Origin of the sequence: Microvirgula aerodenitrificans DSM 15089 (genome assembly GCF_000620105.1) — a bacterium.
Lineage (GTDB): Bacteria > Pseudomonadota > Gammaproteobacteria > Burkholderiales > Aquaspirillaceae > Microvirgula > Microvirgula aerodenitrificans.
The window spans coordinates 75,964-87,581 of the sequence record NZ_JHVK01000017.1 but is presented as its reverse complement, the minus strand read 5'-3'; the positions used below and the strand labels follow the sequence as shown (position 1 = coordinate 87,581).

Annotated in this window: 10 protein-coding genes; 4 read left to right on the top strand and 6 right to left on the bottom strand. The window is 61.5% G+C overall.

The features are described 5' to 3' along the window. Together Q352_RS0113910 and Q352_RS0113905 are read right to left on the bottom strand one after the other, a co-directional pair. A partial coding sequence (locus Q352_RS0113910) for a SpvB/TcaC N-terminal domain-containing protein (protein ID WP_028499866.1) occupies positions 1-372 on the bottom strand: 372 nt, incomplete at its 3' end. Between the two features lie 320 nt (positions 373-692). Then, positions 693-2,576, bottom strand: coding sequence for a methyl-accepting chemotaxis protein (locus tag Q352_RS0113905; RefSeq protein ID WP_028499865.1), 1,884 nt, complete (start codon positions 2,574-2,576; stop codon positions 693-695). A gap of 260 nt (positions 2,577-2,836) precedes the next feature. Between Q352_RS0113905 and Q352_RS0113900 the strand changes: the two genes are divergently transcribed. Continuing rightward, entirely contained in the window at positions 2,837-3,427 is a 591-nt protein-coding gene (locus Q352_RS0113900; RefSeq protein WP_051528975.1) for a hypothetical protein, read from the top strand. Between the two features lie 28 nt (positions 3,428-3,455). Here the strand turns inward: Q352_RS0113900 and Q352_RS21220 are convergent, their stop codons facing one another. The 3 genes from Q352_RS21220 to Q352_RS21215 all read right to left on the bottom strand — a co-directional run bounded on the left by Q352_RS21220 (position 3,456) and on the right by Q352_RS21215 (position 6,941). Continuing rightward, positions 3,456-4,412, bottom strand: a complete 957-nt coding sequence (locus Q352_RS21220; RefSeq protein ID WP_051528974.1) for a LysR family transcriptional regulator — start codon at positions 4,410-4,412, stop codon at positions 3,456-3,458. 40 nt (positions 4,413-4,452) lie between these two features. After that, on the bottom strand, positions 4,453-5,442 hold the full coding sequence (locus Q352_RS0113890) for an MBL fold metallo-hydrolase (protein ID WP_028499863.1): 990 nt from the start codon (positions 5,440-5,442) through the stop codon (positions 4,453-4,455). A gap of 197 nt (positions 5,443-5,639) precedes the next feature. After that, positions 5,640-6,941 (bottom strand): dicarboxylate/amino acid:cation symporter, encoded by a 1,302-nt coding sequence (locus tag Q352_RS21215; protein WP_036386401.1) that lies wholly within the window; start codon positions 6,939-6,941, stop codon positions 5,640-5,642. A gap of 448 nt (positions 6,942-7,389) precedes the next feature. Here Q352_RS21215 and Q352_RS0113880 point away from each other — a divergent pair, with 448 nt between their 5' ends. From Q352_RS0113880 to Q352_RS21210, 3 genes are all read left to right on the top strand, one after another. After that, complete coding sequence (locus tag Q352_RS0113880; RefSeq protein WP_028499862.1) at positions 7,390-7,728, top strand: YegP family protein; 339 nt, start codon at positions 7,390-7,392, stop codon at positions 7,726-7,728. Between the two features lie 216 nt (positions 7,729-7,944). Beyond that, positions 7,945-8,223, top strand: coding sequence for an HU family DNA-binding protein (locus tag Q352_RS0113875; RefSeq protein ID WP_036386399.1), 279 nt, complete (start codon positions 7,945-7,947; stop codon positions 8,221-8,223). A 666-nt stretch (positions 8,224-8,889) separates the two neighbouring features. Further along, on the top strand, positions 8,890-10,515 hold the full coding sequence (locus Q352_RS21210; protein ID WP_084300199.1) for a methyl-accepting chemotaxis protein: 1,626 nt from the start codon (positions 8,890-8,892) through the stop codon (positions 10,513-10,515). A 167-nt stretch (positions 10,516-10,682) separates the two neighbouring features. On the opposite strand, the gene Q352_RS0113865 is transcribed toward Q352_RS21210, so the two are convergent. Next, positions 10,683-11,594, bottom strand: a complete 912-nt coding sequence (locus Q352_RS0113865) for a LysR family transcriptional regulator (protein WP_276324995.1) — start codon at positions 11,592-11,594, stop codon at positions 10,683-10,685. Positions 11,595-11,618: the final 24 nt, after the last annotated feature.

Here is an 11,618-nt window from a genome sequence, read left to right as displayed (position 1 = left end):
GCCGGTTTGCACCACCACCTTGCCGTCAGCCCCGAGCTGGGGAACCAGCGGTTCGCCATCGGGGCCGACGAACACGTCGTCGTCGTTGTACTGCGGAACGCCGAGGCGGGTGCGGCGCTGGATGGTCGGCAGGGCGAGCCGCCAGCCGGTGCCGCAGGGGCCGTTGCCGGCGCCGGCGCTGTAGCCGAGGGTCAGGGCGGGGGTGGATTCGCGGGCGACGGGGAGAGACAGCGGGATGTCGAACGAGACCAGGCCGGCGGCGAGGGTGGGCCCGCTGCCGTCACCGGGGCCGGGAAGGGCGTCGTGGATGGTGGGCAGGGTCGGCGGGGCGACGGAAACGGCAGATGACGCGAGGGAATGTTCGGCAGGCATGACAACTCCTGATCTGCATGAAGAATTCCATGCATGGCATGGGCTGAATGCGGGCAACAGCAGGGCCTGCATTTAAAAATGCAAGAGTGAAAAAACACGAGGAATCACATGGAGGAACAGGCCGTTTCGAGAACCGAAACCGGCATGGTTTCCTCTGGCACATCAGGTATTTGAATGATTTATAAGGGGTGCCAGCTGCGCTGCCACTCCGGCCTGATGAATGGAATACAGGGACCCGCCACAAACAGAAAAAGGCGTTACCCGCCAATGCGGATAACGCCTTTGTCAATGGACGGGAAGATGTCTGCCCGTTGGCCTGATTACAGTTTGAAGCGTCCGAACACCCCCTGCATCCGCTCTGCGGTGCCGCTCAGTTCGGTCAGCGCCCCACTGACGCTGTGCAGGGCATCATCGTTGCCGATGACCTGGTTGTTGATCGCTTCGGTACTCTGGGCGATCAGGGTCGATGCCTTGTGCTGCTCGGTGGTCGACAGTGCGATGTCGTTCATCTTGCTGACCACTTCATCCATCGACTCGCGAACGGCAGAGATTTCACCGGCTGCCGTCTGCGTCAGCACCACACCGGCGTCGACGGCCTCGACGGTCCGCTTCATGTCGCTGACCACATTGCCGGTTTCCTGGCGGATCGAATCCACCCGGTGCGAGATTTCCAGCGTGGCCTGCGCGGTGCGTTCAGCCAGTTTGCGCACTTCATCGGCGACCACCGCAAAGCCCCTGCCCTGCTCGCCGGCGCGGGCCGCCTCGATGGCGGCATTCAGCGCCAGCAGGTTGGTCTGGTCGGCGATGTCGCGAATCACTTCGGTAATGCTGGAGATGTCCTGGGTGCTGTTGTCGAGCGAGGTCAGCATGTCTTCCATGCCGTGCACTGCCTTGACGGTTTCCTCGATGCTGACCGACAGCTGATGCATATTGCTGGAGCAGTTCGACAGATCGCCGTTGGTGTCACGAATCAGGGCATCGGCCTGGGTCGCCGTATCGGCGATATGCGAGATGCTGACCGAGATTTCTTCCAGCGTGGCGGCATTGTTCGACGACACGTCGGCCATCTGCCGGGCGCCGTCGGCCAGCCCGGCCACATGGCCGCTGGCATCCTTGACGCCGCCGATCAGCGACTGCGCCTCGCCCTGCAACTCGCCGAACAGGTGGGCAAGCTTGGCGACAAACTGGTTGAACGCCCGTCCGGTATCGGCAATTTCATCCCGGCCGCGGGCATCGAGCCGGATGGTCAGGTCGCCTTCGCCTTCACCGCTGGCAATGCCGGCCATCGCGTCGCGCAGGCGGGTCAGCCCGCTGAGCATCCGGCCGATCACGACGCTGGACACCACGCCGACCAGGATGAACAGCAGCATGCTCATGCCGACCGTCTTGAACAGCTCGGCATTCAACGGCGCAAAGATCAGGTCCTTGTCGGCGGTGATGCCCATGTACCAGTCGGTCCCCGGAATCTGCTCGATCGCCACCAGCATGGTCTTGCCATTGATGTCGACTTCATTCAGCGCATGCGATTCGGCGATGGCCGCCAGCCGCTCCGGCACGAGCGACGGCGCGATGCTCGAGATCGACTTCAGCGTCAGCGCATTGTCCGGGTGGGCAATGACTGTCCCCTGCTTGTTGACGATGAAGGTGTAGCCATCACCACGCGGTTTCAGCGACAGCACCGACTTGACCAGTTCGTCGACGAACACGTCCCCGGCCACCACGCCATGGAACTGCCCCCCTTCCAGCATCGGCACGGCGACGGTCAGCACCAGCCGCTTCGACACCTGGTCGACATACGGTTCGGTGATCGTCGGCTTGCCGGTCGTCTTCGCCTGCACGTACCACGGCTTTTCGGTGACGATGTAATCCGGTGTCGCCACCCAGTCGTCAGAGAAAATGCTGCGTCCGTCCGGGAAGCCGACGTAATTGATGAAGAAATTCCCTGCCACGGCCCCCTGCTTCAGGTTGGCCAGCGCATTCGGACCCGCCGCTACGCCGGTCAGTGCCGATAACTGTTGTTTTTTCTCGCCAAACCAGTTTTGAATGACGGTGCTCTGACCACGCAAGGTGGCTGAGAACTCCAGGTTCAGGCCGTCACGAACCTCGGTGCGCAACTGAAGGAAGGACTGCGTGACCAGGACGAGTCCGAACAGGGCGATAAACAGCACATTGAGCAGAATCAGTCTGCTTTTCAGCGTTCTCATGCCAAACCTTTCGGGTGATGCCAATGGGCTAAAATCCATAACGGATCAAGACATTACTTATTAAATTCTGGTTTCGCTCCCATCATATTACATCGTCAATAATGAAACGCGAATATGTCGATAATATAGTCCAGGATGTCGCAGTTAAGCATGTTTTCACACTGGATGCGCCACCGTCCATCACACCATGAACTACAGTGCCTGAATGGCGTCAGAACGACGCCAAAGCCGAGCGTTACCCCCTCACACTGGAGCACCTGATGAAACCGTCCCCGCTGATCCGCCACGCTGCCGCCGGCTTGCTGGCCCTGTCCCTGCTGAACGTCGCCCATGCCGCCGACCCGTCCCCCGCCCAGGTGGTCGAAGCCGATGCGCAGGGCACCCATATCCGGATCACCGGCACCATCACCCGGGTCGATACCAAAAACCGCATCGTGACCATCAAGGGACCGGCCGGCCGGGTGCAGGATTTCGCCATCAGCGATGACGTGAAGAACTTTGCCCAGATCCGGGTCGGCGATCACGTCAATGTGCACTACCGGGTAGCCGTGGCCGTGGCGCTGGTCAAGAAGGGCGACAAGATCGCCGAACGCGATGTGGTCGAGAGCGGCTCGATTGCGCCGGCAGGTGCCAAGCCGGGCATGACCGAAGCGCGCCGCATTACCGTCACCGCCAATGTGATTGCCGTCGACGCCAGCCTGCAGCAGGTGACGCTGAAGGGGACGCGTGGCCGTACCGTCGATGTCCGGGTCGATGACCCAGACGTGTTCCACAAGATCCGCAAGGGCGACCAGGTCGTGGCCACTTATGTGGAGTCAGTCGCCGTGGCAGTGGAACCGGCAACGAAATAATGCAGCCGGCCCCCGGCCCCGGGGGCCTTCACCCCGCCGCATGGCCGTCACGCCCGGGTGACGATGCCCCCGGCAGGTTTTCCAGCCCGGCCGCCTGGAACAGGTTTTTGCGAAACCAGACACTTGCCGCATCTTCGTGATGGCGAGGAGGCCAATACGCGTGGATGGACAGGTGCGGCAAGGCAAGCGGTGGTTCAAAAAGATCCAGCGATGAGGCAAAACGCTGCAGCAGCCGTCGCGGCAGGGTGCACAGGAGATCCGTGCCCGCAACCAGCGGCGGTGCCATGGCATAGCTCTGGACAGACATCGCCACCTGCCGGCTGTGGCCGAGCCTGGCCAGTGCATGATCCACAAATCCGGAGAACGGATCGCCCTCGGCGGACACAAGCAAATGGGGAGCGGCACAGAACGCGGGCAGCTCCAGCTTGCGCAGCCCGCGAGGGTGCCCCTTCCGCTGGGCGGTAACGAAATCATCGGCAAACAGTTTGCGCCCCACCCAGCCAGGTTCAGCCACATCGCCGGGACCGATGAAAACGTCGATCTCGCCATGCTCCATCTGCCGGGGCAGATCGTCGAGGTCCGGCAGCGCGAATCGCAGGCGCACTTGCGGTGCCTGCTCGCGAATCCGGTTGACGAGATCGGCGCCCAGCACCAGGGCCGGGTTCTCATGCAGGGCAATGACAAAGGTCCGCTGACTGGTACCCGGCTCGAAAACCACGGGCTCCAGCAGGGTTGAAATGCCACTCAGGACACGCTGAAGCCCCGGCCGCAGAGCCAGCGCGCGAGGGGTCGGCAGAATACCGCGCCCATTGGGCGCGGCCACGAACAGCCGCTCTCCGAATAGCTGCCGCAACCGCATCAGCCGGGCAGACATGGCAGGCTGGCTGATGCCCAGCCGCAAGGCAGCATGGGTGATGTTCTGCTCGACCAGCAAGGCATCAAGGGCCAGCAGCAGATCCATGCCGATGCCTGAAGGCAGCTTCATGCCGGTTCCTCATTCGGCAAAGGCAGCAGAGGGACATGGGTCACGGGTGCTGATTCCCTTCGCGGTTCGTATAGGTGACAGGAACCCAATCATAGCCATTTCCGCCAGTGGCCCGCACATGACCGATTCCCGGAAACGGCAGGTGCGGCGCAGCAATGAGCGTGCGCTCCCGGGCGAATGACGCAAACCCGGCTTTCCTGACGGCAGCGGCCCGGGCCTGGTCTTCGTCGTAGGCAATGGTCACATCCGGATCGGGAAACTGCACTGCCGCGACGTGGATGATGTCGCCGACAAAGGTGATGCTCTCGCCTTGACTGGTCAGCCGATAAAAGGCCGAGCCTGGCGTATGACCGGGATGCACCGTTGCGGTCATGCCGGGAAGGATCTCCTGCGTTCCCGAGAAAGTCCTGACTTTGCCGGCTTTCAGGTAAGGCGAGAGGGTCAGCCGGGCAATATCGAAATACGCCTGGTCATACCCGGTCTTTTTCTGATTGTCTTCATTGAAGAAGAAATCGATGTCGGGCTTGCCGACGTAAACGGTGGCATCGGGAAAAACCCGCTGCCCCTCCCTGACCAGGCCGCCGGCATGGTCGGAGTGTGCATGGGTGAGAAGGATGTCCGTGATGTCCTGAGGCCCGATACCTTGCGCAGCCAGACTTTCGATCAGCCGCCCGCCCTTTCCCGGGCCGAACAGCTGGCCGGAACCCGTGTCGACCAGCAGCAGATGTCCGGGCAACGTGACGAGAAAGGCATTGATCGAGGCTTCAACGGGATTGCTTTGAAAACTCCTCGCAAGCAGCCGGTCAATGTGTTCAGGCTTTGTCCGCTGGAACAGTTCGTACAGATTCTGGGGTACCGAGCCATCCGTCAGCGACATCACCCTGACATCCCCCACCTGCACGCCATAGCCCCCGGCCTGCTGCTGCACGACATGCTGCGGCACGGAGACCGGTTGTGCCTGCGCGAGGGGGAACGGGAAGAAGGCGGCGGCCAGCAAGGCCGCCGCAATACGCTTGTTGATTCCGGGCATGATGATGTTTCCTGGCGTTGAAAACATCATGCTATGCAGGGCATCGCCATCAAACCAGACACTTGGAATCAATACAGCCTATCCATGATATGGATAGCGTCCGGCGCGGCAGGCAGCAAAAATGGCCGTGCGTCATCGAGGAACAAAAAAACCGCGCCGGTTCAGGGCGCGGTTTTGGAGAGGGGCAGCGGAGCGCGTCAGGCGGCCTCGCCTGCCTTGGCTTCGACCAGGACCGGTTCGCCTTCTTCGACGACCTCGGGTTCCGGCCCGTCGCTGAGGGCGCCTTCCCACTTGGCCACCACCACCGAGGCGATGCTGTTGCCGACCACGTTGGTGGCGGTACGGCCCATGTCGAAGAACTGGTCAACACCCATCACCAGCAGCAGCCCTTCCATCGGCAGGCCAAGCATCGGCAGCGCGGCAGCCACCACCACCAGCGAGGCGCGCGGCACGCCGGCCATGCCCTTGCTCATCAGCATCATCATCAGCAGCATCATGACCTGGTGGGCGAAGGTCAGATGGATACCGTAGGCCTGGGCGATAAACAGCACGGCGAACGACTGGTACATCATCGAACCGTCAAGGTTGAACGAGTAGCCGAGCGGCAGCACGAAACCGGAGATCTTCTTGCTGACGCCAAAGCGTTCCAACTGTTCCAGCGTCTTCGGATAGGCGGCTTCGCTGCTGGCGGTCGAGAAGGCGATGATCATCGGTTCGCGGATCATGCCCATCAGGCGCAGGATCGAACGGCCGACGAACAGGATGCCCACCGAGATCAGCAGTGCCCACAGCAGCATCAGGCCGGCGTAGAACGCGCCGATCAGCTTGCTGTAGGTGACGATCACGCCGAGGCCCTGGGTGGTGACCACCGAGGCGATGGCAGCGAACACGCCGAACGGGGCAGCCCACATCACATAGTCGGTCACGCGCAGCATCAGCTTGAACAGCTCGTCGACGCCGCGGACGATGATCGACTGCTTGCCGAGTTTCATCGACGAGATGGCGAAGCCGAAGAACAGCGAGAACAGCAGGATCTGCAGGATCTCGTTCTTGCTCATCGCATCGAAGAAGCTGGTCGGCACCAGGTGCACCAGGAAGTTCTTCAGGCTGAAGCCGGACACGTCGATATTGGTCGCGGCGCCGGCTTCCGGCAGCGTCAGGTTCAGCGACTGGCCGAGTTGCAGCATGTTGGCCAGCACCATGCCGAGCAACAGCGAGACCAGCGAGGCGCACACGAACCAGCCGAGTGCGCGCAGGCCGATGCGGCCGACCTGACGATGGTCATCCATGCTGGCGATGCCGGATACCAGACCGGCAAACACCAGCGGCGCAATGATCATCTTGATCAGACGCAGGAAGACGTCGGTAATGATCGAAAAGTACCCTGCAACTTCCTTGGCTTCCGCCGGGTCGGGCCATCTGGCATGACAGTAGTAGCCGACGACCACGCCCAGCACCATGCCGGCCACAATCCAGGTGGTTAATTTCTGCGACTTCATCACAACTCCGATCCGCATTTTGAAGAACCGCTTCCTTGGCTTGAAGCGATTGGTATGGCTGACATCTGCCGCATGACAACATGCATGCGGACTCACGGCTCGAATCCTAGCCTCAACCACCGGCCACGGTTTGCAAGTTTCGCCGATATCCATGCAGGGAATGCATAAGGGTAGCAACAGCGACGCATAGTTCAGCTATCCCGTCATCGACACCCCGGCGCGGAAGCAGAAATGTCATAGCCGCCCCGGCCGTGGCGTCATGAACACAGTGGCTTTGCGCCGCTTTCCCCTCCCCGGCCGAGTTGGGATATGCTCCGGCAACGCACCCGGCATGACGGCGGGCCGTGCCGCAATGCACAGGATGCTGCGGCGGTAAACACAAGGTGTCGGGACAACCCGGGCTGCAGGGTTTCCCGTCCTTTTTCCTCAGTGCAGCGGGAGAAGGTTCATGGCAGGGTGGTACGAACTCAAGAAAAGCACGAACGGCCAGTTTTACTTTGTCCTCAAGGCCGGCAACAGCGAAGTGATCCTGACCAGCGAGATGTACCAGAGCCGGGCCTCGGCCGAAAACGGCATCGCCTCGGTCCGGACCAACAGCCCGCACGACGAGCGCTATGAGCGCAAGACGTCGAACAACGACAAGTTCTTCTTCAACCTGAAGGCAGCCAATCACCAGGTGATCGGCTCGAGCCAGATGTATGCCGCAGAGGCAAGTCGTGACAAGGGCATCGAATCGGTCAAAACCAATGGCCCCGCCGACACGGTCAAGGACCTGACCGACGCCTGAGCGCCTCCCCGGAGGGACGGCTTGCCGGCCGGCCTTTTTGCCCGGGCCGGCCCCCCTCCGCGCAAGGCGAAATCCGGGCGTTCCGTCAACGGGAAAATTTGACGCAAAATCCCGCCGGGGTTGGGTCAAACTCTCCTCAAGATCGACGACACGCCGGGCCAGAACAAGGTAGTATTCGTCTCCATTTCACACCAGACTCGGAACAAGGGACTTTGCATGACTAAAGCCGAATTGATCGACGCCCTCATCGGCGCAGCCAAAATCGACCTGACCAAGGCCCAAACGGCCGCCGTGCTCGATGCCATCAACAGCGTGCTGGCCGACCAGCTCAAGGCCGGCGGCGATGTGACCCTGCCGGGTCTGGGCAAGTTCGCGATCAAGCAAACCGCCGAGCGCACGGGCCGCAACCCGGCCACCGGCGAAACCATCACCATCGCTGCGAAGCGCGCGCCGAAGTTCACCGCGGCCAAGGCATTCAAGGATGCCGTTGCCTGATTGAGGCAAACCGGTCCCGGTCCCGCCCCAGGGCGAACCCATCCGGATATATATGAGAAGACGCTACGGTTTCCGTAGCGTCTTTCCTTTTTCCCGTCTGCCAGACCTGGTGTCCGGCAGACGGGAAAACTGATAACGGCCGTTATTTTCCTATTGCTCATTATTACCTCCTTTCCGGATTCCCCCTCCGGATCCAGATCCGCTTCCTGCTGATATCCTGTTTGCGAATCATTCGCGACAAAACCGGATTCATACCGTTCATCGCCTGCAGTTAGTGAATGAAAATTTTGATACATATCTTCTGCATTTCATTTTCTTCCTGCTGTTCCTTTCCTAAGTTTCGCCATGCATTCTGCTGTCATTGCCACGACGCAAACCGGTCTCCCCGCAAAAAGCCCAACAGGGCATGGGGTTTGTCCTAATGCTTAATGCAATTCGGGTAGTAACGAGACAATGAAAAAAAATATTCATTTTGTACTTCGTCCCGGATTGGGCCGTCCGATATATTAATTAGCGGATAGTTGCTCCGGGTCCGTTCTGAAGCCAGCCGCCCATAGCGGCAATACGGAAAGGACGCCCTTTTTATGCAATATCGCTCCTCTGCATAAAAAGGGATGCCAGGCCCCACACGTAGATCGTTACATATTGATTCGCAAGGTGACCCAAATGAAAATCTCGACCAAACTGTATGGAATGGCTCTGATCAGCCTCGTCGGCCTGGTGGCCATGCTCTGGACGCTGTATGTGCAGATGGGCATGGTGGAAGTCCACGTCTCTGAAGCCACCGAGAATGCCCTGCCGTCAATCATCGCCACCCAGGAGGCCAAGGGGCGGTACCTCGAAGCACGCCGCCAGGGCGTTATCCATGCCGCTTCCCAGGACATGGCAGGCAAGAAGGACGCGCAGGCTGCCATGCAGGACAATCTTGCCAAGCTGTACAAGGATCTGGACAACTACAAGGCCACGCTGATCAGCAATGACGAGGATCGTGCCAACACCGAGGCCACCATCGCCGCGGTGAAAAAATGGGAAGGACTGCTGCCCGGCTTCTTTGCGCTGTCCGACAAGGGCACGGCGGACGGCAACAATGCCGCCCTGCAGTACATCAAGAGCACGATGAGCCCGGTGGCGCTGGAAGCCTATGCTGCCATCGACAAGATGGTCGAATTCAACAAGACCCTGGGCGTGCAGGCCGGCAGCGAAGCGGTGCAGGCCGGTCGCAATGCCAAGTGGGTGCTGATGACGCTCGGTCTGGTGTTGCTGGCGGTCATTACCGGCGCCAGCCTGTGGGTGGCCATGAGTGTGCGCCGCACGCTGGGCAACCTGGACCACAAGATCGCCGCCATCACCAGCGAACGCAACCTGACCCTGCGTGTCGATGACAGCGGCAAGGACGAAATCGCGCTGATCGCCAACCGGCTGAACCAGTTGCTGCAAATGCTGCAGACCAGCTTCGTCGAGCTGACCCAGATCGGCCAGAGTGTCGGCGGGCATGCGTCGGAAGTCGCCAACTCGTCGGTGCAGATGTCGCAGGCGGTCGAACAGGTCAGCGAATCGACCTCCAGCATGTCGGCTGCAGTCGAGCAGATGACGGTCAGCGTCAACCACGTCGCCGATCGTTCGGTACAGGCAGACCAGAGCGGCCGCGCGGCCGGTGAAGAAGCCACGATCGGTGCCGCCGTGATTCGCGACACCATCCAGATGATTCGCCAGACCTCGGACAGCGTCAAACTGGCCGCCGGCCAGATCGAACAACTGAAGGAAAAGACGACATCGATCGGCACCGTGGTCGGCGTGATCAAGGACATCGCCGAACAGACCAATCTGCTGGCACTGAATGCAGCGATCGAGGCCGCCCGTGCCGGCGAAACCGGCCGCGGCTTCGCCGTGGTCGCCGACGAGGTGCGCAAACTGGCCGAACGCACCGCGATCTCGACCCAGGAAATCACCAGCACCGTGTCGTCAATGCAGAGCGATGCCAACCAGACCGTGACCTCGATGCAGAATGTTGTGACTCAGGTCGAAAACGGCATGGAATCCGCCAACCAGGCGACCGAGGCCATCAACCGCATCCTCGAACGCACCAGCGGCGCGGTGGACGAAATCGCCGAGATCTCGCACTCGATGCGCGAGCAGTCGCTGGCCAGCACCAGCATCGCCCAGCAGATCGAACGCGTGGCGCAGATGGCCGAAGAAAGCCATTCCAGCTCGCAGAGCAACTCGGCCACCGCCGCCAACCTGAACGAGCAGGCGCAGCGGATGCTGACCACCATCGGCCAGTTCCGGGTCTAGCACTGACGGCGGACAAAGGCGGGCAATCGACAGTCATCGTGGCGTCGGTACCCGCCTGCCGGCGTGAACCCGTTCGCTTCCCTCCCCGCCACGGCGGGGATATTTCGCTTTACGCGCCCGCTATCCGTTGCGGGGCTTGCCTGTCCGGCGTCGTGCGGCAAACCGCCTCACTGCGTCAGTTCCAGCCAGCGGCTGTCGCCGGCAAACCAGTCGACCAGATAGTCCAGCAACGCGCGCAGCCCGGCCGGCTGATACTGGCGCGAGGTATAGATGCCATGGATGCCCATCGGCTGCGGCAGAGAGTCGGGCAACAGCGCGACCAGCCGGCCGCTGGCGAGCAGGGGTGCTGCCGAATAGCGCGGCTGCAACGCCACACCCGCCCCTTCCAGCACGGCGGTCAGCAGCACCACCGATTCGTTGGCGCTCAGGCGACCGCTGACCGGCACCGACACCGTCTCGCCAGCACGCGTGAACTGCCACAGGCTTTTGCCGAAGTACGAATAGGTCAGGCAGTCGTGCAGCGCCAGGTCCTCGACCCGGCGCGGCGTGCCATGGGCCGCCAGGTAGGCCGGCGACGCGCACAGCACCGATGCACAAGTTCCCAGTTGCCGGGCGATCAGGTTCGGGTCCAGCGCATTGGTGATGCGCAGCGCCAGATCGATGCGTTCCTCGACCAGATTGACGGCGCGATTGTCGATCTGCAGGTCGATGGCCATGCGCGGATAGCGGCGCAGATAACCGGCGACTGCCGGCGCCAGTGCCGCCTGCGCCAGTGACTGCGAGCAGGCGATCCGCAACAACCCCTGCGGTGAACCGGTATCGGCCGTGCCCGGCGCCGGCATGGCGGCGGCGATGCCCAGCATCCGCCGGCAGCGTGCCAGTGTCTCACTGCCGGCATCGGTCAGGCCGAGCTTGCGCGTGGTCCGGTGCAGCAGACGGGCGCCGGCCCAGTGCTCCATCTGCGCCAGATAGCGCGTGACCATGGCCCGTGACATGTCCAGCGCCTCGGCGGCGGCAATCATGCTGCCGCGCTCGACAATGGCCACAAAGACTTCGGCAGCGACGATTCGGTCCATCATTCGTCCGTTTCATGCAACAAATGA